Genomic DNA, 22405 nt, shown 5'->3' with positions numbered 1-22405 from the left:
CGGCCCGGGGCCGGTCTGCCGCTCCCGCCGTCAGACGCCGTCAGGCCAGGCGGATCATGTTCCAGGACAGCGGCTCCAGGGTGGTGCTCAACGTGCCGCCCCGGAGCGTCGTTCCCCGGGCCTCGCGCGGGGTGACGCGCTCGGGGTCGGCAAGGGTGTTGCGGGCTTCCGGGTCGGTGTCGGCCAGCACGCTGTGTTCGACGACCGAGGTCAGCGACAGTCCGTGCAGGGCCACTTCGAGCGGCAGCGGCTCGCCCTGGCTGCGGTTGACCGCGAAGACGGTGACGGTGCCGTCGTCGCCGCGTACCGCCGTGGCGTGCAGCAGGGGCACCTCGCCGTACTTCGGCGTCGCGTACGTGGGCGAGTCGATCCGTACGTCGAGCACACGGCCCCGCCCGTACCGGGACGCCTGCGCGAACGGGAAGAAGGTCGTCTGCTTCCAGGCCGGGCCGCCGGGCTCGGTCATGATCGGCGCGATGACGTTGACGAGCTGGGCGAGGCAGGCGACCGTCACCCGGTCGGCGTGGCGCAGCAGCGCGATCATCAGGGAGCCGAAGACGACGGCGTCGGTGACGGAGTAGTTGTCCTCCAGCAGCCGCGGCGCCTCGGGCCAGTCGAGCGGTTCGGCGTCGGCCTGCTCCTGGAAGCGCCTCATGTACCAGACGTTCCACTCGTCGAAGGAGAGGTTGATCCTCTTCGAGGACTTGAGGCGGGCGCCGACGTGGTCGCAGGTGGCGACGACGCTCTCGATGAAGGACTCCATGTCGACGGCGGAGGCGAGGAAGGAGTCCCGGTCGCCGTCCAGCTCCTCGTAGTAGGCGTGCAGCGAGATGTAGTCGACGAGGTCGTACGTCTCGGCCAGCACCGTCGCCTCCCAGGCGGCGAACGTCTCCATGGCCCGGCTGGAGCTGCCGCAGGCGACCAGTTCGACGTCCCGGTCCATCTGCCGCATCGCGCGCGCGGTCTCGGCGGCGAGCCGCCCGTACTCGGCCGCGGTCTTGTGGCCGGTCTGCCAGGGGCCGTCCATCTCGTTGCCGAGGCACCACAGCCGGATGCCGAAGGGGTCCTTGTCGCCGTGCGCGACGCGGCGCTCGGAGAGTGCGGTGCCGGCCGGGTGGTTGGCGTACTCCTGGAGCTCCAGCGCCTCGGCGACGCCGCGCGTGCCCAGGTTCACGGCCATCATCGGCTCGGCCTGCGGGCCGATTTTCTTCAGGAAGGCGATGTACTCGCTGAGGCCGAAGCGGTTCGTCTCGGTGGAGCGCCAGGCCAGGTCGAGGCGGCGCGGCCGCTCGTCGGCCGGGCCCACGGAGTCCTCCCACCGGTAGCCGGAGACGAAGTTGCCGCCGGGGTAGCGGACGGCGGTGACGCCGAGTTCGCGGACCAGGCCGAGCACGTCGGTACGCAGTCCGGCCTCGTCGGCGGTGGGGTGGCCGGGCTCGTAGATGCCGGTGTAGACGCAGCGGCCGAGGTGCTCGACGAACGAGCCGAACAGCCGGGGGTCGACGTCGCCGACGGCGAAGGCCGGGTCGAGGGTGAAGCGGGCGGCGGCGGGGTCCGCGGGGCGGGTCATGCGTGCGGTTCCTCTCATGGCGGTCGCGGGGGTCGTGGGGGTGCTACTGGCCGGCCAGGCCGGTGTGGGCGACGCCGCGCACGATCTGGCGCTGGAAGAGCGCGAAGACGATCAGCAGCGGGAGCCCCGCGATGACGACGGAGGCCATCATCTGGGCGTACCGGAGCCCGTAGCTCGACTGGACGTTGACGAGTCCGACGGGGAGGGTCATGCCGCCCGGGTCGGTGGTCACCAGGAACGGCCAGAGGAAGTTGTTCCAGGTGGAGATGAACGTGAAGATCGCGACGGCCGCGAGGACCGGCCGGGACAGCGGCATGACGATGGTCCAGAAGACCCGCCAGCGCCCGGCGCCGTCGACGAAGGCGGCCTCTTCCAGCTCGCGCGGCACGCCGTCGAAGAACTTCACCAGGATGAACACCATGGCGGGGACGGCGACCTGGGGCAGGATCACGCCCCAGTACGTGTCGACGAGGCCGAGCTGGACCATCTCGGCGAAGAGGGGGGCGATCAGCACCTGCGGCGGCACCATGATTCCGGCGAGCACCAGCGCGTAGAGCGCTTTGCGGCCCCGGAAGTCGGTGCGGGAGAAGCCGTAGGCCGCCATCGCGCACAGGACGACGGTCAGCACGGTCGTCGTCACCGAGATGCAGACGGAGTTGAACAGCCACCGGGTGAGATCGCCGGACTTCCACACCTGCCGGTAGGCGTCGAAGGTGACGGTCGAGCCGATCCACTCCAGCGGTGTCTTCGTCGTCTCGCCCTCCGGCTTGAGGGAGGTGGCGACGGCCCAGGCGAGCGGCAGCACCCACACCACCACCAGGGCGAGGGCGGCGAGCAGCATCGCGGCGCGGCCCGGGGTCCAGCGGGCCCGGCGGCCCGTGGTGTCGGCCGGGGCGTGGGCGCTCATCGGGCGTTCTCCTCGCGTGTACGCCGGGACAGCCGCAGCTGCACCAGGGAGACGATCAGGATCAGGGCGAAGAAGATGTACGAGACGGCGGACGCGTAACCGATCCGGTAACCGGTGAATCCGGCCTGGTAGACGTACTGGAGGATCGGCCGGGTCGAGTCGTCGGGGCCCCCGCCGGTCATGATGTAGACCTGGTCGAAGATCTTCAGGGAGGCGAGCACCTGGAGGACGACGACCACGCCCGTGGTGCGGCTCAGCAGGGGCAGGGTGATGTGGCGCAGCCGGTGCCACCCCCCGGCGCCGTCGAGTTCGGCGGCCTCGTAGAGGTGTTGCGGGATGGCCTGGAGCGCGGCGAGGTAGAGCAGGAAGTTGAAGCCGACGGTCCACCACACGGTGGTGAGGACGATGGAGAGCATCGCGTAGCGCTCGTCGGTGAGCCAGCCGATGCCCGGGTGCAGCCCGACGGCGGCGAGCGCCTGGTCGGCGAAGCCGAAGTCGGACGGGAAGATCACCCAGAGGAAGAGCAGGCCGACGACGCCGGAGGGCAGCAGGAACGGCGCGAACCAGCTGAGCCGCCACAGCCACTGGACGATCCGGAGGTGGTGGGAGAGCAGGGCGAGGACCAGTCCGGTGACGACCAGGGGCACGGTGGACAGGACCGTGAACCAGACGGTGTTCCAGAGAGAGGACCAGACGTTCGGGTCCTGGAGGGCTTCGGCGTAGTTGTCGAAGCCGACGAACTCGCCGCCCGTACCGGCGATGTTGTCGCTGCTCATGCTCATGCCGAGGCCGGAGAGCAGCGGCCACACCAGGAAGAGGCCGTAGAAGAGGAGGAAGGGCGCGACGAAGACCAGCCCGTGCTCGCTCCAGTGGCGGCGTACGGCCACGCGCCTGGCGGCGGGCCCCGTCGCGGAGGTCCGCACTCCGGCGGCCGGCGGCACGGTGGCCGGGTGGGTCACGCTCATGCCGCGCCTCCGAAGGGGTTGGGGGTCTCCAGCAGGGTGCGGAGCCTGGCCTTGGCCTCGGTCAGGGCGTTCTCGGGCGTACGCGATCCGGTGAGGACGCTGGAGAAGACGGCGCCGAGTTCGATCCACATCACGGAGGCCGAGCCGGCGAACCAGGCGGGCTCGTCGAGGGCCACGTCGTCCACCACCGACCGGTAGGCGGACTGCGGGGTGAGCTTCAGGTAGTCCGGCCTCTCCAGGGTCGGCAGGTAGGCGGGTACGTGGCCGCCCTTGGCCCACTCGACGGTGTTCTTGAGCATCCAGGCGACGAAGGCGTGCGCCGCCTCGTCGGTCTTTCCGCCGCGCCCCTTCTGGTGGGGCAGGACGAAGGCGTGGCAGTCGGCCTGGGCGGTGGGGCGGCCGAAGAGGTTCGGTACGCGGGTCATCGAGAAGGGCAGCTTGGTGGTGAGGAAGGAGCTGATCTCCCATTCGCCGTTGAGGTAGAAGCCGGTCTTCGCGTTGTTGAAGACGCCGATGGCGCCCGCGTAGTCGACCCGGCGGACGGCGAGTCCCTCCTCGACGAGCATGCGCATGTACTTCAGCGCGGTCAGCGCCTTGGCGTCGTCGACGGCGAGGGACTTCCCGTCGGGCGACAGCACGGCGCCGCCCAGCTGGGAGTAGAAGGTGGAGAAGAGCCGCCAGGGGCCGATGCAGTCGGAGCCGAGCGTCTCGGTGACCAGGGCCGGCTGCCCGGTGGCCTTCTTGACGGCGCGCAGCGCGGCGGTGAACTGTTCGGCCCCTTCGATGGGCCGGAGGGTCTTGTCGGCGGCGAGCAGTCCGGCCTTCTCGCAGACCTCGGTGTTGTAGAAGAGCACCATGGGGTGGGTGTCGAGCGGGATCGCGTACTGCTTGCCGTCGACGGCGCCGCGCCGCCAGATGCCTTCGGGGAAGTCGTCCGCGTGGACGCCGTGTTGGGCCAGCAGGTCGAGGTCGAAGGGGTCGAGCAGCTTGCCGGGTCCGAAGCCGGCGAGGCGGGCGAGGTGGAGCGCGGCGACTTCGGGGGCCCGGCCGCCCGCGCCCGCCATGCCGAGTTTGGTGTAGTAGGGGGCACCCCACTGGAGGGTGGCGGATTCCAGGGCGATGTCCGGGTGCCCGGCCCGGAAGGCGTCGAGCATCACCTGCATGTTGACGCCGTCGCCGCCGCCGAAGAGGTGCCAGTAACGGAGCCTGGTCTTTCCGTCGGCGACCGCCTGCGGTGCGGCGCATCCTGCCGCGCCGGCCGCGAGAGTGCCGGCTGCGGCCAGCCCGCCTATCCCGGCAAGCACATTCCTGCGGCTCAGGAAAGGTCGTGCCATCCCCACCCCTAGTGTTCGGTATTTCGAATGGTGCTCGCAGCTTCGAACGGGACCGTAGATTCAAACCCGCGCGCGCGTCAATGAATCGCACGGATTTCCTTCAAATCTCCGAACGTTGTTCGAAGTGACGAACGACCGACCGCGATGCCCGCGGTGAGCAGGGGGGGATCACAAACCGACGCCGTGGAACGGGCTGTGGGACAGAGAGTCCGGGAAAGACGCCGGCTGCGCCACGCCCGGCGGCGGCGGGCCCGGTGAGGGCGAAGGGGAACAGGGGCGCCGAGGGCCCGGGCCGGGGTGGAGTCCCCCCGCACCCGCGCCCGCGTCCGCCCCTGTCAGAAGAAGACCCCGCAGCGCAGCAGCACGTTCGCGTACGGCCGCGCCTCCCCGGTCCGTACGATCAGCCGGGCCCCCGCCGACAGCGCCTTGAGTTCGTCGTGCGGGACCAGGGTGAGATCCGGCAGACAGCCCTCCAGCAGCCGCGCCGCCGCCGGGTTCGCCTCCCGTACCTCGTGCGCGGCCGTCGCGCTCTCGATCACCAGCTCGGCCAGCAGCCCTTCCAGTACGTCGGCGAAGGACGGTATCCCGGCCCGGAAGGCCAGATCGACGACGCGCGGACCGGCCGGGACGGGCAGGCCGGCGTCGCAGACGAGGACCCCGTCGCCGTGGCCCAGCTCGGCCAGCGCTCCCGCCAGACGGCGGTTCAGAATGCCGGCCTTCTTCACAGCGCGCAGACCTCCTCGGCGGTCGGGAAGGACGCCTGCGCGCCTTCCCTGGTGACGGCGGCGGCGCCCACCCGTACCGCGAAGGCCGCGGCCTGGACGAGGTCCTCGCCCAGGCCGAGCCGCCAGGCCAGGGCCGCGGTGAACGCGTCGCCGGCTCCGGTGGTGTCGACGGCGACGACCCGGGGGCTCGGGACCCGTACGGCGGAAGCGTCCGTACCGCCCTCGGCGACCAGCGCGCCCTCCGCGCCCAGCGTGACGACCACCGACCGCGGGCCGAGCGCGAGCAGTGCCCGCGCCCAGTCCTCGGGGTCGTGCCCCGCCGCGTCACCGAGCACGAACCTGGCCTCGTGCTCGTTGACGACCAGCGGATCACAGGCGGCGAGCACGTCCGCGGGCAGCGGCGCGGGCGGCGACGGGTTCAGTACGAACCGGGCGCCGGCCGCCCGCGTACGCACCACCTCGGCCACGGTCTCCAGGGGAATCTCCAGCTGCGCCGAGACGACCCCGGCGCCGGCGAGGAGGTCCCCGGCGGCGCGGACGTCCTCGGGGGTCAGCCGGGCGTTGGCGCCGGGCGAGACGACGATGCTGTTGTCGCCCGAGGGGTCCACGGTGATCAGCGCGACACCGGTGGGCGCCCCGCCGACCAGGACACCGCCGGTGTGCACACCGGCCGCGCGCTGCGATTCCAGCAGCAGCCGCCCGTGGGCGTCGTCGCCGACCCGGGCGAGCAGCGCGGTTCTGGCACCGAGGCGGGCGGCGGCGACGGCCTGGTTGGCGCCCTTGCCGCCGGGGTGGACGGCCAGGTCGGAGCCGAGCACGGTCTCGCCGGGCGCGGGGCGGCGCTCGACACCGATCACCAGGTCGGCGTTGGCCGACCCCACGACCAGCAGGTCGTAGTCGTTCATGCTGTCCTGCTTTCGCTGTTCGCGGTCACGGTCGCGGTCGCGGTCGCGGTCGCGGTCGCGGTCGCGGTCGCGGTCGCGGTCGCGGTCGCGGTCGCGGTCGCGGTCGCGGTCGCGGTCGCGGTCGTCATAGCCGTAGCCGTAGCCGTAGCCGTGGCCGTGGCCGTCATGAGAAGTCGGCGACGTTCTTCTCCGTCACGACCTTGACCGGCACCTTGACCATGCTGCCGACCTTCTTGCCCTGCGCGGCCTTGACCGCGTTCTGGACGGCGATCTTCCCGAGTTCCCTGGGCTGCTGGGCCACCGACGCGTAGAGCGTGCCGGCCTCGACCGCCTTCAGACCGTCCGGGGTTCCGTCGAACCCGACGACGTCCACGGACTTGCCCGCCCTGCTGCCGAGCGCCTTGACCGCGCCGAGCGCCATCTCGTCGTTCTCGGCGAAGACGCCGGTGATCCCCGGGTTGGACTGGAGCAGGTTGGTCATGACGTCCAGCCCCTTGGTGCGGTCGAAGTCGGCCGGCTGGCTTGCGACGACCTTGATCCCCGGGTACGCCTCGAGCCCCTCGGCGAAGCCCTTGCCGCGCTCGCGGCTGGCGGAGGTGCCGGCCGTGCCCTGCAGTACGACGATCTCGCCCTCGCCGCCGAGCTTCCCGGCCAGCGCCTTCGCCGCGAGCCTGCCGCCCGCGACGTTGTCGGAGGCGACGAGCGTGGCGATGTCCGCCTTGTTGACGCCGCGGTCGGCGGCGACCACCGGGATGCCGGCCTTGTTCGCGGCCCGTACCGCAGGCCCGACCGCGTCCGAGTCCACCGGGTTGACGACGATCGACTTCACGCCCTCGCCGGTGAAGTTCTGGAGCTGGTTGGCCTGCTGGGAGGCGTCGTTCTGCGCGTCCGTCACCGTGAGGTCGATACCCGCGTCCTCGGCCTCCGCCTGCGCGCCTTCCTTCATCTGTACGAAGAAGGGGTTGTTGAGGGTGGAGAGCGACATGCTGACCTTGGTGGTCGTACCGGTGGAGCCGGAGTTGAGGAACGACACGGCGCCGACGACGGCCGCCACGCACACGGCGGCGACCGCGAGTTTCGCCGCGCCCTTGCGTCCGGACCCGGACGCACCGGCCCCGGACGAGGCCGCGGGGGCCGCCGATCCGCCGCCGGCCCGCCGCCGCAGCGTGTCCAGCAGGACCGCGAGCGCGATCACGACGCCGATGACGACCTGCTGCCAGAAGGCCGAGACCGACAGCAGGTTGAGGCCGTTGCGGAGCACCGCGAGTATGAGCGCGCCGATCAGCGTGCCGGACGCCTTGCCGACGCCGCCCGCCAGGCTGGCGCCGCCGATGACGACCGCGGCGATCGCGTCGAGTTCGTACCCCTGCGCGGCCTGCGGCTGCGCGGAGACCAGACGGGAGGCGAGGACGATGCCCGCGACGGCGGCGAAGAGGCCGGACAGGGCGTAGATGACGAGCTTCTGCCGCTTGACGCGCAGTCCGGAGAGCCGGGCCGCCTCCTCGTTGCCGCCGATCGCGTACATCGAGCGTCCGATGTACGTACGGCCGAGGACGAGCGCGGTCACGAGCCCCATCACGACCATCACGAGGACCGGCACCGGCAGCCACCCGCCGAGTGTGTCGCCCAGCACCGACACCGACTCGGGGAAGGCGATCGGGCTGCCCTGCGAGATGACCAGGGACAGGCCGCGGCCGATCGAGAGCATGGCCAGCGTGGCGATGAACGGCGGGAGTTTCCCGTACGAGACGAGGGCGCCGTTGACCAGGCCGCAGGCGATGCCCGTGGCGACGGCGAGGATCACCGCGATCCACACCGGGACGCCCTCGGACGTGGCCGTCCAGGCGAGCACGGTCGCCGAGAGCGCCGCCACCGACCCCACCGACAGGTCGATGCCCGCCGAGACGATGACGAAGGTGACGCCGAACGCGAGGATCGCGGTGACGGCGGCCTGCACCCCCACGTTGAGCAGGTTCTGGGTGGTGAGGAAGTCGCCGGAGAGCAGCGACATCGCCGCCACCAGGACCACCAGGGCGCTCAGCGCGCCGTTGTCGAGCAGGACGCGGCGGACCGTACTCGCGGCGCTCGCGCCCGTGTTGCTCTTGAGCGTGTCAGTGGCCACGGGAGCCCTCCACTTCGTTCTTCGCTGCGTTCGGGGTCGGGGCGGCGGTGACGGCGAGCGCCATCACCGCGTCCTGGGTCGCTTCGTGCGCCGGGAGTTCACCGGCGATCCGGCCCTGGGCCATGACCAGCACCCGGTCGCTCATGCCGAGGACCTCGGGCAGGTCGCTGGAGATCATCAGGACGGCGTGCCCGGAGGCGGTCAGTTCATTGATCAGCTGGTAGATCTCGACCTTGGCGCCGACGTCGATGCCACGGGTCGGCTCGTCGAGGATGAGCACCTTCGCGTCAGCGAGCAGCCACTTCCCGATGACGACCTTCTGCTGGTTGCCGCCGGAGAGGGTACGGACGTGCTGGCCGAGGCCCGCCATCCGTACGCCGAGCTGTCCGGCGATCCGGGCGGCGGCCGTACGCTGCCCCTTGAGGTCCACGAGGCCGGCGCGGGTGGCCGAACGCAGCGTGACCAGGCCGAGGTTCTCCTGCACGGAGGCGTCGAGCACCAGGCCCTGGCCCTTGCGGTCCTCGGGCACGAGCCCGATCCCGGCGCCCATGGCGGCGTTCACGTCGCCCTTGGCCAGCCGCTCGCCCCGCACCTCGACGGTCCCGGCGTCGTAGGGGTCGGCGCCGAAGACCGCGCGTACGACCTCGGTGCGTCCGGCGCCGACGAGCCCGGCGAGTCCGACGACCTCGCCGGCGCGCACGTCGAAGCCGACGTCGTGGAACACGCCGTCGCGGGTCAGCCCGCGCACGGAGAGCAGCGGCTCCCCCGTCTCCGGGCGTTCGCGCGGGTACTGCTGCTCGATGCTGCGCCCGACCATCAGCCGTACGAGCTCGCCCTCGGGCGTGGAGGCGGGCACCTGGTCGACGCTGCGGCCGTCGCGCAGGACGGTGACGCGGTCGCCGAGGGCCGCGATCTCCTCCAGGTGGTGCGTGATGAAGACGATGCCCACCCCGTCCTCGCGCAGCTGCCGCACGATCCGGAAGAGCTTGTCCACTTCCTCGCTGGTCAGTACGGCGGTCGGCTCGTCCATGATCAGGACGCGCGCGTCCAGGCTCAGCGCCTTCGCGATCTCCACCATCTGGAGCCGGGCGATGCCCAGTTCGCGCACCTTGGCCTTCGGCGAGACCCGCACGCCGACCCGCTTCAGCAGCTCCTGCGCGTCGGCCTCCATCCGCCTGCGGTCGATCATCGCGAAGCGCCGGGGCTGGCGGCCGAGGAAGATGTTCTCGGCGACGGTGAGCTCGGGCACCAGGTTGAACTCCTGGTGGATGGTGGCGATGCCCAGCCGCTCGGCGTCCTGCGCCCCGTGGATACGGACCTCTCGCCCGTCGACCAGGATCCGTCCGCTGTCGGGGCGGTAGGCGCCGGACAGCATCTTGATCAGCGTGCTCTTGCCCGCCCCGTTCTCGCCGAGCAGGACATGCACTTCGCCGCGCCGCAGGTCGAAGTCGACGGAGTCGAGCGCGACCACGCCGGGGAAGGTCTTGCGTATGCCTTCGATGCGCAGCAACTCGCCCGGGCCGCTCACAGGTTGCTCCTCTGGCTCTGGTACGGAGAATGCGAAGAAGGCCCCTCGCCGCAGGACCGGCGTACGACGAGCCGGGCGGGAAGCGTGACGGACTGCGGGGGCCGGCCCTCGATGAGGTCGACCAGGGCCCTTACGGCGGCCCGGCCCAGCTCGCCGGTCGGCTGGGCGATCGCCGTGATCGGCGGATCGGTGTGGACGAACCACGGGATGTCGTCGAAGGCGGCGAGCCCGATGTCCTGCGGGACCCGCAGGCCGCGCTCGCGGATCGCGTCCAGCGCGCCGAGCGCCATCAGGTTGTCGGCGGCGAAGACGACGTCGGGCGGCTCGGGCAGGGAGAGGAAGCGCGCGGTGGCGCGCCGTCCGCTGGCCGCCTGGAAGTCGCCCTGCCCGATGCAGGCGTCCGGCAGCGGCAGTCCGTGCTCGCGCAGCGCCTCGCGGAAGGCCTCGACGCGCTCGCTGCCGGTGGTGGTGGCCGCCGGTCCGGCGATGATCGCGAGTCTGCGGTGGCCGAGGCGGTGGAGGTGGCCGACGAGGTCGCGTACGGCGGGGCAGCCGTCGGCGCGCACGACGGGCACGTCCACACCCGGAATCCAGCGGTCGACGAAGACCATGGGGGTGCCGCCGCGCGCGGCGTCGAGTATCTGCGGGGAGCCGCCGTCGGTGGGCGACACGAGGAGCCCGTCGATCCGGCGGTCGAGGAGCGTACGGACGTGGTGGTCCTGCAACTCGGGCCGCTCGTCGGCGTTCCCGATGATGACGCTGTAGCCGAGCGCGCGCGCCGCCTCCTCGACGGAGCGGGCGAGCGCGGTGAAGTACGGGTTGAGCACGTCGCTGATGACGAGCCCCAGGGTGCGCGTCTGGTCGGTGCGCAGCGACCGGGCCACGGCGTTGGGCCGGTAGCCGAGCGCGTCGACGGCGGCGAGGACGCGGGTCCGCGCGTCGGGGCTGACGGACGGGTGGCTGTTGAGGACGCGCGAGACCGTGGCGACGGACACTCCCGCCTCGGCCGCGACATCTTTGATGCTCGCCACTGCCGGACCACCTCCTTGTGGTTGCGGTGGACCCCGGTTCCGGGGGCTGAGGCCGGGACCCGAGCCCATGGAATCGATTACACGCATGATTGGAAACGATTACACGCCTCGTGGGCAAGACCCTTCCACCACAGCGAGACCCGATCGTGACCACCCCACGCTCATATGAGCGCGTTCACCTTTCTGGTCGCCCGGCGTCCGTGTCGGCGGCGCCGTCTAGTGTTCAACGCATGGCGTTGACGGACGGGCATGACATCACCACCACCGGAAACCGGGGCGCGGCGGCGCACCGGGTCCCGGCCGACATGTTCCGGTTCACCACCGGTGACCGGGCACCGCTGTACTGCGCGGTCCTCCAGGCCTTCGGCGATGCGAACGAGCGGCTGGTGACGGCGCTCGGTCTGGACGACGTACGGGAGCGGCTGCGCGGCGTCGGCTGGTTCGACGCGCTGACCGACGACGACCTGACCCAGGCCCTGAAGCAGCTGCGGGAGTGGCAGTTGCTGGACGTGATCCAGAACCACGCGGAGAACTACCGCACCGCGCAGGAGTACGAGCGCCGCAATCTCCAGTACTCCCTGACCCGGCGCGGCGAGGCGGCGTTCGCCGGCGTGCAGCACGCCCTCACCGTCCTCGCGTCGACCGGCGCCCTCCAGACCGCCGTACTGGACGCGATCGCGGACCGGCTGGCGGAGCTGGACCGCCTGTCGGCGGACGCCGGATCCGACGGCGACCGGCGGATCTTCAGCACCCTGCAGGAGCTCGAAGGGCACCTCGACGCGTTGCGCGGCAACACCAAGCAGTTCAACGGGGAGTTGCAGCGGCTGCTGCGCACCGACGGCGCCGAGCTGTCCACGTTCCACGAGGTCAAGGGCGCCACCGTGGCCTACCTCCAGGAGTTCCTCACCAACCTCGACCAGCGGGCCCACGCCGTCGCCGCGGCCGTCGCCCGGATCGAGGACCGCGGCCCGGAAGCGCTGTGGCGGCGGGCGCTGCGCGGCGCCGAACTTCCGCCGTCCGGCGGCGCCGACCCGGCCCCCGAGTGGCTCGCGCGCCGCCGCGCCCGCTGGGAGGGGCTGCGTGCCTGGTTCCTGCCGGCCGACGGTTCGCCCGCCCGGGTGGAGCAGCTGCACCATGTGGCGCGCCGCGCCATCGTCACCCTGCTCCAGGTGCTGGACAGGATCACCGAGTCACGGCGCCGCTCCACCGGCGCCGTACAGGACTTCAGGGAGCTGGCGCGCTGGTTCGCCGCCGCGCCCACCGACGACGACCTGCACCGGCTGTGGTCGACGGCGTTCGGGCTCGGACCGTCCCGCCACGCCCATCTCGCGCACGCCGACCCCGAGTTGACGGCGGCCACCGAGAGCTGGCGCGACGCCCCGCCGGTGGAGGTGTCCGCGCTGCTGCGCGCCAGTGGCCGTACGGAGCGTTTCACCCGCACCGGCCGGGTGCGCGACGTGGCGGAGCTCAAGGCGGCGAGGGCCGAACGGGCACGGGCGGAGCGCGCCGAGCTGGAGGCCGCCTGGAGTCTGCTGCGCACTCGGGCCCCGGTGCGGCTCTCGCACTTCGGCGCGCTGGACCACGAGGTCTTCGAGCGGCTGATGGATCTGCTCGGCCGCGCCCTGGCCGTCCGCCCGGACTCCACGGGGGCACGCCGGGCCGTGACCGGCGACGGCCGGGTGGAGGTGGTCCTGCGGCCACCGGCCGCCGGTGCCGCCCCGGCCGTGCTGCGTACGCCGCACGCCACGCTGACCGGCCCCGATTTCCTCATCGAAGTGCACACGGCCGGGACGGTTCCGGCCGAGGCGGCCCTGGAGGAGGCGACCGGATGAGCAACTTCGCCAATCAACTGGTCGTCGCCGAACGGGAGGAGCTGGCCCGCTGCATCCGGACGCTGCTGGCCCGCCCGCTGCTCACCGAACGCTCCGACCCGGCGGCCTTCGACCTGGTGCGCCGGCGGCGGGATCCGCTGATCCACTGGTTCGACTACCACTGCGGCTGGACGCTGGTCGTCGAACCGCGGCTGGGTTACGCCCGGTTGCTGAAGGTCCGGACGGACGCGGACGCGACGCGGCCCGCCCGGCGGACCCGCTCGGGACGCGCCCCCTTCGACCGCCGGCGGTACGTCCTGCTCTGCGTCACCGCCGCCGAGCTGCTCTCCGTACCGGTCACCACCATCGGGCTGCTGGCCGACCGGGTGGTACGGGCCGCGGCCGCGGACGAGGCGCTGCCCGCCTTCGACACCGCGCAGCGTGCGGAGCGCGTGGCGTTCGTCGACGTACTGCGGCTGCTGGAGTCGTACGGCGCCCTGCAGACCGTCGACGGGACGACGGACAGCTTCGCCGACTCGGCCGAGGCGAAGGTGCTCTACCGGGTGGACGCCACCGTGCTGATGCGGCTGCTCGCCGCGCCGTGCGGTCCTTCCCGCCTCGCCGTCCCGGCCGCCGCGATACCCGGCAGGTTCGAGGCGCTGCTGACCGGCCTGGTACGGGAACGGCGGTACGGGCCCGCGGCCGCGGAGGCTCCGGACGACTCGGGGACTCCGGGGACCTGGGAGAACCCGGAGGACCCGGAAGATCCGGACGATCCGGGGTCCGGCACCCCGGAAGCCCATACCTCGCCCGTACAGCGCAATCTGTGGCTGCGGCACTCGGTGCTGCGGCGCCTGTTCGACAATCCCGTCCTGCACCGGGACGACCTGACCGAAGCCCAGCTCGGCTACCTCGCCTCCCCCACCGGCCGCCAGATCCTGCGGCGCGCCGCGGAGCAGGCGGGATTCGTGCTGGAGGAGCGCGCCGAAGGGTTTCTGCTCATCGACCCGGACGCCATCGCCACCGACGGCAAGTTCCCCGACGACGCGAGCCACGCCAAGGTCGCCGCCCTGCTGCTCCTCGACACGCTCACCGCCTCGCCCGCCGGGTGCACGCCCGAGCAGCTGGCCGCCGAGGCGGAGAGCCTGCTGGGGCGTTTCCCCCGCTGGGGCAAGGCGTACCGCACGGAGGGCGGGGCCGCGGCCCTGGCCTCGGACGCCGTACAGGTCCTGGTCGAATTCGGTCTGGTACGCAGCGCGGGCGGCCGCGTCGTCCCCCGGCCCGCCGCCGCCCGCTACCGGGTCACCGGTGCCACTCTCAAGGAAGAACCCCCCGCATGACGGTCACCGCCCTCCCCCGCCGCGCCTCCGCGGACTCCGCGGGCTCCGGAGCCCGCGGCCGCACCCCCCGCTGGCAGCCGACCCGCGCGGGCGTGCTCAACGTGTGGCGCTACTACGACGAGGTCTTCACCTTCCACCGCGGCCGCCTGCTGCTGCGCGGTCCGAACGGCACGGGCAAGTCCAAGGCCCTGGAGGTGCTGCTGCCGTTCCTCTTCGACGCGAGCCTGCGCCCCCACCGGCTGTCCACCTTCGGCGGCTCCGAGCGCACCATGCACTGGAACCTGATGGGCGAGGGCGCCACCGGCCTCACCCGGGTGGGATACGTCTGGCTGGAGTTCCGTACCGGCCAGGGCCAGGGAGAGGGAGAAGCCTCGGACGACGGCGACGGCGACGGCGACGGCGCCTGGTTCACCGTCGGGGCACGGCTCCAGGCCGGCGAACGGACCACGTCGGTGACCGCCGACTTCTTCACCACCCGCCGCCGCGTCGGCGTCCCCGGCGGCTTCGACCTGGTCAACGACGCGGGCCGGCCGCTGACCAGGGCCGCCCTCGCGCAGGCCCTGGCCGGGCACGGCGAGGTGCACGCCTCGGCCTCCGAGTACCGCGACACCGTACGGCAGACCCTCTTCCCGGGACTGAACGAACAGCGCTACGACGCGCTCATCACCGCGCTGCTGCAACTGCGTACGCCGAAGCTGTCCCAGCGCCTCGACCCCTCGCTCCTGTCCGAACTGCTCTCCCGCGCCCTGCCCCCGCTCGACCAGGGGGAGATCTCCGAGCTGGCCGACGGCTTCGAGCGGCTCGACCGGCGGCGCGAGCACCTGTCCCGGCTGGAGGACGAGGTACGGGCGGCGCAGGCCCTCGGCTCCCGGCAGCGCGCGTACGCCCAGCGGGTGCTCCGCGCCGCCGCCGCCGCCGTGGTCTCGGCGACGACCGAGATGGACAACCGCACCCGCGCGGCCCGGGAGAGCGAGGAGGCGCACCGGGCGGCCGTCGGGGAGCAGGGACGGGCCGAGGCGGAGCACGCCGAGGCCGAGGCCCTCGCCGAGGAGCTGGCCTCCAGGATCGAGGGCCTCACGGAGTCCGACGCCTACCGCCAGGGCCGCGACCTCGACCGGCTGCGGCAGCAGGCTGCCGACGCCCACCGGGACGCGCAGGAGCGGCGGGCCAAGGCGGGCGCGGCCCGTGAGACGGCCGACCAGGACGCCCTGCGTCAGGAGCGGGCCCAGGAGGCGGCCGATGCGCGGGAGGAGAAGGTCCGCAGCGCCGAGAGCGACACCTGGCAGGTCGCCCGGAGCGCCGGAATGACGGCGTCCTGCACGGAGGTGGCCACCCTGCTCGCGGCGGGCTCCGCGGACCGGGCCCGGCAGATCCTGCACGGCGCGGTGCGGGGGCGGCGGAGCCAGGTCGAGGAGGTGCGCGGGGCGCTGGCCGCGCACCGGGCCGCGACCGGCGAACGTACGACGGCCGAGGAGCGGCTGGAGGAGTGCCGGGCCGACCTGGCCACCGCCTCGGAGCGGCGCGCCCGACGGACGGCGCAGTACGAGCAGGCGGCAGCGGCCCAGGCCGAGCGGCTGCGCGTCTGGGCCCGGCAGTGCGCGGAGCTCTCCTTCGACGGCGGCGCCGTGGAGGATCTGGCCGCCCGCGCGACGGACGAACCCGAGGTGCTGGCGCTGACCGACGCGGCCGTCCGCGCGGTCGAGCACGCCCTGACCGCCGCGGAGACCACCGCCGCCGCCCGGCGCGCGGCAGTGCGGGCAGAGCGCGAGGCACTGGCCGCCGAGGCCGCGGCGCTGGAGCACACCGCCGAACTGCCGCCCCCTCCCCCGCCGTTCCGTACGGCCGACCGTTCCCGGCTGATGGGCGCCCCGCTGTGGAAGCTGGTGGCCTTCCACGACGAGGTGCCGGCCGGTACGCGCGCGGCGGTCGAGGCCGCCCTGGAGGCGAGTGGTCTGCTGGACGCCTGGGTCGCCCCGTACGGCGGTGCGTTCGCCCTCGGCCACGACACCTTCGCCGAGGCCGACTGGTCGGTGCCCGCCCCGGGCCGGTCCCTGGCCGAGGTACTGCGGGCGGAGCCGGGAGCGCCGGTCGCGGTGGAGCGCATCGGCCAGCTGCTGTCCGGCATCGCGTACGACGACACCCTGCCGCAGGGGCACGGTGCCGCGATCGGCGGGGACGGCACCTGGCGGCTGGCGAGTGCGACGGGGAGCTGGGCCAAGGCGGAGGCCGCCTACATCGGCGCGTCCGCGCGCGCCCGCGCCCGCGAGCAGCGGCTGGCGCAGCTGGCGGCGCGGATCACCGGTCTGGGCCACCAGATCACCGAACTGGACACCGCGCTCACCACGCTCGCCGGCCGCCGCGCCGCCCTGGAGGCCGACCGGCGCTCGCGCCCCGACCACCGGGCGGTCGTCGCGGCGGAGCGCGATCTCGACCGGGCGCAGGCCGACGCCGCCGCCCGGGACGACGCCGTACGGTCCGCCGTCGCGCGGCTGGGCCGGTGCGAGAGCGCGGCGCAGACCACCCGGGCCCTGCTCGACCAGACGGCGGCCGAGCACGGACTGCCGGCCGATCCGTCGGCGCTGGACGCGGTGGCCGAGACGGTCCAGAGGTTGCGGGACACCGCCGACCAGTGGTTCTTCGCCCACCTCCAGCTGGCGTCCGAGCGGCGTACGGCGGCGGAGGCGAAGTCCCGCGCCGAGCGGTCCGGCGAGGCCGCCCGGGTCCTGGAGGCCGAGGCGGGCCGCGCGGAGTCGGGCGCCCGCGCGCTGGGGGCCAGGCTGGAGGAGATCGAGCACACCGTCGGCGCGGAGTACGAGGAGGTGCTCGCCCGCATCGAGGAGCTGCGCGCGTCGCACCGCGCCGCCCTGTCCGGCCTGCGCGACCTGAACGCGCTGCTGCTGAAGGTCGCGGGCCGTATCGGCTCGCTGGACAGCGAGCGGGTCACGGCCGCCGCACAGCGGGACGCGGCGGTGACCGCGCGCGACACGGCCGCGGACCGCTTCCGCCGCCATCTGCGGCTGGGTTTCGCCGTCGACGCGGGGGCCGAGGTGGCGGTGAGGGCCGAGGAGGGGATCAAGTCCACCCTGGAGGCGGCCCGCACGATCGGGTCGCTGTGGCCGTCCGTACCGTACGGGCCGAAGAACATCGCGGACGCCCTGGGCCGTCTCGCCGAGACCGTCCACACCAGCCGGCAGGCGCTGGGCGAGCGCGCCGATCTGTCGCTGGAGTCGGACGACGACGTGCAGGTGTTCTCGGCGGCGATGGACGGCATGCGGACGGGCGCCGCCGGACTGCTGGCCTCCCTGACGGCCGAGCGGGACCGCAGCCAGGAGGAGATCACCGCCGACGAGCGCGAGCTCTTCGACCGTACGCTCACGGGCAACACCCGGCGCCATCTGGCCGCCCGTATCCGCCAGGCCAACGAACTGGTCGACGCGATGAACTCCCGCCTGGAGCGGGTGCGTACGGCCTCCCGGGTCGCGGTGCGCCTGGTGTGGCAGGTCGATCCGGCGCTGCCGCCCGGTACCAGGGCCGCCCGCGACATGCTGCTGAAGGATCCGGTGCGGATGCCGGACGGCGACCGCGAGGCGCTGCACCGCTTCTTCCGCGACCGCATCGAGGAGGCCAAGGCGTCCGACACGGCGAGGAACTGGGAGGAGCAGCTGACGCGGGTGCTGGACTACACCGCGTGGCACCAGTTCGTGGTGAAGCTGGACCGTGCGAACGGGCAGGGGTGGCAGCTGCTGACGAAGAAGCTGCACGGCGCGCTGTCGGGCGGGGAGAAGGCCATCGCCCTGCACCTGCCGCTGTTCGCCGCCGTGGCGGCGCACTACCAGGCGGTGCCGCGGGCACCCCGGCTGATCCTGCTGGACGAGGTGTTCGTCGGCGTGGACGCGGCCAACCGGGGCCAGATCTTCGCCCTGCTCTGCTCGCTCGACCTCGACCTGATGCTCACCTCGGACCACGAGTGGTGCACCTACCGGGAGCTCGACGGCATCGCCGTGCACCAGCTGATCACGGGCGGGATCGAGGGCGTGGGGGCCGAGGGCGGCGGCCCCGACGACGCCGTCACGACGGTCCGCTTCGTCTGGGACGGCACGGACCTGCGGTCCGACGAGGAGCCGCGGTGAGACACCCCGAGGCGGAGCACTCTCCGGCAGGACACCCTGCGGCAGGACACCCGCTGGACCTCCCCGGACTGGCGCCGCTGTGGCGGGCGTTCCACGACCGGCTGTCCACCGGCCGGCCGGTCGCACGGGTACGGATCGGCCCCCTGGACGAGGCCGCGCAGAGCGCTGTAGCCGACCTCCTGGGCCTGGACCGGCTCCCCGGCCGGCGCCCCACGGTCTCCCTCTCCCACCTGGACGAGACGCTCCGTGACAGCTGCGGCGAGGACACCCGCTCGGTGGTCACGGCCGTCGTCGGTCCGGTCGGCGACCGGGCCGCGGCCCGCGCGAGCGACCGCGCCGCCCGCACCGCCCTGTGGGAGTGGCTGGCCGCCCACCCGGTGGTCCTGGCGCAGCCCGCACTGGACGTCTGGGTCGCGCACGTACGCCGCGCCGGCCTGACCGGCGGCTCGGTGTCCACCACACGGAACACCCTCACCGCCGCCCTGCGCGCCCTGTCCGGGCTCCCCGCGCGGGGCGAACCCCTGCCCGTCTTCTCCACCCGGGTCCTGAACGACTCCCACGCCCTCGACGACGGAACCCGCCTCTGCGGCCTGGTCCTGCGCGCCCTTGCCGCGCTGTACGACACGGCCGTCCCCGAGTCGGCCTCCGAACGGCGCGCCCTGTGGGCCCGCGCCGGAATCGCCGACGACGCCCTGTCCACCACGGTCCTCACCGCCGGCCTGCGCCCCACGGGCGACGGCCCGGTGGCCCGCGCCGTGACGACGTACTCCGACGCGGGCCACGCCACGCACCTCACCCTGGCCCAGCTGCGCACACCCGGCGAGCTGCGCTTCCCGCCCACGGCGGTCCACATCACCGAGAACCCGAGCATCCTGGCCCTCGCCCTCCAGCGCTTCGGCCCGGCCTGCCCGCCCCTGGTGTGCACGTCCGGCTGGCCGAACAGCGCCGTACTCCTCCTGTTGCGCCACCTGGCAAAGGCGGGAGCCCCGCTCCGCCACCACGGCGACTTCGACGGCGAGGGCCTGCGCATCGCCGCCCACGTCCTGGCGAAGACGCCGGCCACCCCCTGGCGCATGTCGGCCACCGACTACCTGACGGCCCGCGCCCGCACCTACCCCCACACCGAGCCGGGCCCGCCCACCGGCAGGATCACCGAGGCCCCGTGGGACCCCGCCCTGTCCGAGGCCCTGCTCACCCACCGGACCGCCGTCCTGGAGGAGCACGTGGCCGAAGACCTGCTGGCAGACCTGTCCCGCCACCCGGACGGCCGGAACGGGCCGACCCCCTGATCCGGGCGCAGTACCTGCTGTCCCGCGTACGCCCTACTCTCCCGCGTATGCCTTCCGCAGTGCGGCGATGTCGAGCTTGGACATCGAGAACATCGCCTCGGCGGTCCGCTTCGCCTTCTCCGGGTCCGAGTCGCCGAGCATGTCGAGGAGCCCGTCGGGGACGACCTGCCAGGACACTCCGTACTTGTCCTCCAGCCAGCCGCAGGGGCCTTCGGAACCGCCCGCGGAGAGCTTGCTCCAGTAATGGTCCACCTCGTCCTGGTCACCGCAGTGGATCTGGAACGAGATCGCCTCGCTGAACGTGAACTCCGGCCCGCCGTTCAGCCCGACGAACCTCTGACCGTTGACCTCGAACTCGACGGCCATGACGGACCCGGCGGACCCCGGCCCGGCCTCGGTGTAGCGCCCGATCCGTCCGAGCTTCGAGTCCTTGAAGATCGATACGTAGTGCCCCGCGGCCTCCTCGGCCTTCCCGTCGAACCACAGACAGGTGGTGAATCCCTTGGCAACCATCGGTTCCTCCAGTGTGCGGCGCATGAGCGTGTACACCCATGGAGACCGGTCCGGCGTCGTGAACTCATCGGTGTCCGACAGCCACCATGCGAACAGCGCGTCGGTCCTCGCGTGCACGCGTGCTGCGCGGGCCGGCACGGGAAACGTTCCGTCGCAGAACGAAAAACCCCACGGTCTACGAGAGACCGTGGGGTATTCGCTGGTGTCCGAGGGGGGACTTGAACCCCCACGCCCGATAAAGGGCACTAGCACCTCAAGCTAGCGCGTCTGCCATTCCGCCACCCGGACCAGGTGGTCGGCCCCGGTTTCCCGCGGCGACATGGAAAACAATACCAGGGGTTCAGGGTGGCTTTCACCTGCGTATTCCGTGGTCAGTGGCTTGCGGCGGCCTGCTCGACCCGATCTCGCCGTCGTTCCGCCGCCGTGTGCACCGCGCGTTGCCACCCGCGCACGCGTAGCGTTCGGGCGGTGACTTACGGATACGGATCCGGTGGGCGCGGGCACCGTCGGCCGCGGGCGCTGTCGCCGTTGCGTGAGCATCTGCGGGACACCTTCTGGTTCGCGCCGAGCCTGGGGCTGGTGTGCGTGTTCGCCCTGTGGTGGGTGGCGTCGGCGCTCGACGCGGAGCTCGTCGCGTATCTGCAGGGCGAGAAGGCGTACGACGAGGTCGGCGATCTGATCGGGATCGTCGAGGACGCGAAGATCATCGTCACCACGATCAGCGCGGCGATGATGACCTTCATCGGTGTGGTCTTCAGCATCTCGCTGGTGGCGGTCCAGATGGCGAGCGGGGGGTTCACGCCCCGGGTGGTGCGGATCTTCGTGCGGAGCCGGATCACCAAGCTCACGCTCACGGTGTTCCTGGCGACGTTCCTGTTCTCGCTGCTGGTGCTGACCCAGTACGACAGCACGTCCGATCCGCGACTGGTGACCACCGTGCCGCTCGTACAGAGCATCCTGGTCATGCTCATGGTCGTACTGAGCCTGTTGCTGTTCATCGCGTACGTGTCGTCCACGCTGCGGCTGATGCAGGTCGGGCCCGTCGTCGACCGTATCGCCCGGGAGTCGTTCCGGGTGCTGGGCAAGCAGGCAGCCGGGGGGCCCGGCCGGGAGGCGGACGGGGAAGCGGACCAGGAGCCGCTCGGAGCCGAGAGCGGGCGGATCGCGCATCGGGGGCGGGCGGGTGTGCTGCGTGACGTGAATGTCGCGCGACTGGTGCGGGCCGCCGGCCGGGAAGGTGTCGTCCTGCGGCTCATTCCCCGGATCGGGGATTTCGTCGTGCCCGGAACGCCCCTGCTGGCGGTGCACGGTGACGGGACGCCCTCGCGGCGGGCGCGGCGGTACACCGTGTCCGTAGGGGTGGAACGCACCTCCCACCAGGACCTCGGGTTCGGGCTGCGGCAGCTGTCCGACATCGCGCTGCGGGCGCTCTCGTCCGCCGTCAACGATCCGACGACCGCCGTGCAGTGCCTGGACCGGATCGTGCAGTTCCTCGCCGCGGTGGTGGAGCGGCCGCTCGGGGCCGTGCACCACCGGGACGGCCGGGGTGCGGTGCGGCTGGTTCAGAACGTACCGGGGTGGGCCGATCTGGTGGATCTCGGGTTCGCCGAGATCAGGGGGTGCGCGGTCGGCAGCCCTCAGGTGACCCGGCGGCTGCTCGCCGGGATCGACGACCTGCTGCTGCTGGCGCCGGAGGGCAGGAGAGAGCCGCTGCTGCGGCACCGCACGCTCCTCGTCCAGGCCGTGGAGCGCACGGCGCCGGAGGCGGCCGAGCGGGCGTTCGCCCTCCTCCCCGATCGCCAGGGGATCGGATAAGGGGTCACGGCATCAGGTGGTGGTCCGGGAAGCTGCCGGGGAGGCGTTCGCCCCGCGGGCCCTCGGTCACCGAGTGGATCAGGAGTCCTCCGCCCACGAACGCGCCTCGCCACGACGCGCCGAAGCCGCCGAGGAGTTCGTCCCGGTCGCCGCGTGAGCGGGGCTTTCCGCGGCCGACCTCGAAGCAGCGGATCTGGGGCGCCGGCCGTTCGTACGTCGAGGGGCGTCGGTGGAAAGGGTCGCCACCAGGGCGCCGTTGGAGGCGTTCATCGCGCTGTTCCTGACGCAGCCGGGCCGCCCCGGGAACAAGGGCGTCACGGCCGATCCGAGGCCGATCAGCCGGGACGCGGACTGACGGCGGACGGCGGACGGCGGACGGCGGACGGCGGACGGCGGACGGCATGAGTGCGGGGCCCGGGA

At 72.7% G+C, this 22405-nt stretch carries 17 protein-coding genes, 1 tRNA gene and 1 pseudogene; 6 read left to right on the top strand and 13 right to left on the bottom strand.

What is annotated here, in order from left to right; genetic code table 11:
* Positions 1-40 precede the first annotated feature (40 nt).
* From arfA to ACWDZ4_RS11890, 10 genes are all read right to left on the bottom strand, one after another.
* The gene (gene arfA, locus ACWDZ4_RS11935; RefSeq protein WP_451508260.1) at positions 41-1570 is read right to left on the bottom strand and encodes an arabinosylfuranosidase ArfA; all 1530 of its coding nucleotides are present in this window, start codon (positions 1568-1570) and stop codon (positions 41-43) included.
* Between the two features lie 43 nt (positions 1571-1613).
* Positions 1614-2477 (bottom strand): carbohydrate ABC transporter permease, encoded by an 864-nt coding sequence (locus ACWDZ4_RS11930; RefSeq protein WP_451508259.1) that lies wholly within the window; start codon positions 2475-2477, stop codon positions 1614-1616.
* On the bottom strand, positions 2474-3442 hold the full coding sequence (locus ACWDZ4_RS11925) for a carbohydrate ABC transporter permease (RefSeq protein WP_451508258.1): 969 nt from the start codon (positions 3440-3442) through the stop codon (positions 2474-2476). Before ACWDZ4_RS11925 ends, ACWDZ4_RS11930 begins: the two co-directional genes overlap by 4 nt.
* A complete protein-coding gene (locus ACWDZ4_RS11920; protein ID WP_451508257.1) occupies positions 3439-4776 on the bottom strand; it encodes an extracellular solute-binding protein in 1338 nt (445 codons plus the stop codon). The genes ACWDZ4_RS11925 and ACWDZ4_RS11920 overlap by 4 nt, the downstream gene beginning before the upstream one ends.
* A 335-nt stretch (positions 4777-5111) precedes the next feature.
* Entirely contained in the window at positions 5112-5501 is a 390-nt protein-coding gene (gene rbsD, locus ACWDZ4_RS11915) for a D-ribose pyranase (RefSeq protein WP_451508256.1), read from the bottom strand.
* Positions 5498-6406, bottom strand: a complete 909-nt coding sequence (locus tag ACWDZ4_RS11910; RefSeq protein WP_451508255.1) for a ribokinase — start codon at positions 6404-6406, stop codon at positions 5498-5500. The genes rbsD and ACWDZ4_RS11910 overlap by 4 nt, the downstream gene beginning before the upstream one ends.
* The gene (locus ACWDZ4_RS11905) at positions 6403-6534 is read right to left on the bottom strand and encodes a hypothetical protein (protein WP_451508254.1); all 132 of its coding nucleotides are present in this window, start codon (positions 6532-6534) and stop codon (positions 6403-6405) included. The genes ACWDZ4_RS11910 and ACWDZ4_RS11905 overlap by 4 nt, the downstream gene beginning before the upstream one ends.
* A 35-nt stretch (positions 6535-6569) precedes the next feature.
* Complete coding sequence (locus tag ACWDZ4_RS11900) at positions 6570-8528, bottom strand: ABC transporter permease/substrate-binding protein (RefSeq protein ID WP_451508253.1); 1959 nt, start codon at positions 8526-8528, stop codon at positions 6570-6572.
* Positions 8518-10056 carry a sugar ABC transporter ATP-binding protein gene (locus ACWDZ4_RS11895; RefSeq protein ID WP_451508252.1) on the bottom strand — a complete coding sequence of 513 codons (1539 nt, stop codon included), beginning with the start codon at positions 10054-10056 and terminating at the stop codon, positions 8518-8520. The genes ACWDZ4_RS11900 and ACWDZ4_RS11895 overlap by 11 nt, the downstream gene beginning before the upstream one ends.
* On the bottom strand, positions 10053-11087 hold the full coding sequence (locus ACWDZ4_RS11890; RefSeq protein WP_451508251.1) for a LacI family DNA-binding transcriptional regulator: 1035 nt from the start codon (positions 11085-11087) through the stop codon (positions 10053-10055). The genes ACWDZ4_RS11895 and ACWDZ4_RS11890 overlap by 4 nt, the downstream gene beginning before the upstream one ends.
* A 230-nt stretch (positions 11088-11317) precedes the next feature.
* On the opposite strand from ACWDZ4_RS11890, the gene ACWDZ4_RS11885 reads away from it, so the two are divergent.
* Genes ACWDZ4_RS11885 through ACWDZ4_RS11870 form a run of 4 tightly spaced genes read left to right on the top strand, consistent with a single transcriptional unit; the run spans position 11318 to position 19657 of the window.
* Positions 11318-12919 carry a TIGR02677 family protein gene (locus tag ACWDZ4_RS11885; protein ID WP_451508250.1) on the top strand — a complete coding sequence of 534 codons (1602 nt, stop codon included), beginning with the start codon at positions 11318-11320 and terminating at the stop codon, positions 12917-12919.
* A complete protein-coding gene (locus ACWDZ4_RS11880; RefSeq protein ID WP_451508249.1) occupies positions 12916-14238 on the top strand; it encodes a TIGR02678 family protein in 1323 nt (440 codons plus the stop codon). The genes ACWDZ4_RS11885 and ACWDZ4_RS11880 overlap by 4 nt, the downstream gene beginning before the upstream one ends.
* A complete protein-coding gene (locus tag ACWDZ4_RS11875) occupies positions 14235-18368 on the top strand; it encodes a TIGR02680 family protein (RefSeq protein ID WP_451508248.1) in 4134 nt (1377 codons plus the stop codon). The genes ACWDZ4_RS11880 and ACWDZ4_RS11875 overlap by 4 nt, the downstream gene beginning before the upstream one ends.
* Complete coding sequence (locus tag ACWDZ4_RS11870; RefSeq protein ID WP_451508247.1) at positions 18365-19657, top strand: TIGR02679 family protein; 1293 nt, start codon at positions 18365-18367, stop codon at positions 19655-19657. Before ACWDZ4_RS11875 ends, ACWDZ4_RS11870 begins: the two co-directional genes overlap by 4 nt.
* 33 nt (positions 19658-19690) lie before the next feature.
* Here ACWDZ4_RS11870 and ACWDZ4_RS11865 read toward each other — a convergent pair whose 3' ends face one another.
* On the bottom strand, positions 19691-20170 hold the full coding sequence (locus tag ACWDZ4_RS11865; protein ID WP_451508359.1) for a VOC family protein: 480 nt from the start codon (positions 20168-20170) through the stop codon (positions 19691-19693).
* A gap of 200 nt (positions 20171-20370) precedes the next feature.
* A tRNA-Leu gene (locus ACWDZ4_RS11860) sits at positions 20371-20458 on the bottom strand.
* A 180-nt stretch (positions 20459-20638) separates the two neighbouring features.
* Here ACWDZ4_RS11860 and ACWDZ4_RS11855 point away from each other — a divergent pair.
* The gene (locus tag ACWDZ4_RS11855; protein ID WP_451508246.1) at positions 20639-21985 is read left to right on the top strand and encodes a DUF2254 domain-containing protein; all 1347 of its coding nucleotides are present in this window, start codon (positions 20639-20641) and stop codon (positions 21983-21985) included.
* A gap of 4 nt (positions 21986-21989) precedes the next feature.
* Here the strand turns inward: ACWDZ4_RS11855 and ACWDZ4_RS11850 are convergent.
* Positions 21990-22261: pseudogene (locus tag ACWDZ4_RS11850) on the bottom strand (aldehyde dehydrogenase family protein); the annotation flags it as partial.
* On the opposite strand from ACWDZ4_RS11850, the gene ACWDZ4_RS11845 reads away from it, so the two are divergent.
* Positions 22215-22340 (top strand): hypothetical protein, encoded by a 126-nt coding sequence (locus ACWDZ4_RS11845; RefSeq protein ID WP_451508366.1) that lies wholly within the window; start codon positions 22215-22217, stop codon positions 22338-22340. The pseudogene ACWDZ4_RS11850 and the gene ACWDZ4_RS11845 sit on opposite strands and share 47 nt — an antisense overlap.
* Positions 22341-22405 lie beyond the last annotated feature (65 nt).

The organism is Streptomyces sp. NPDC003016 (genome assembly GCF_053591455.1).
Note: the sequence above shows the minus strand (reverse complement) of the source record. Positions and strands in the feature narration are given on the sequence as shown.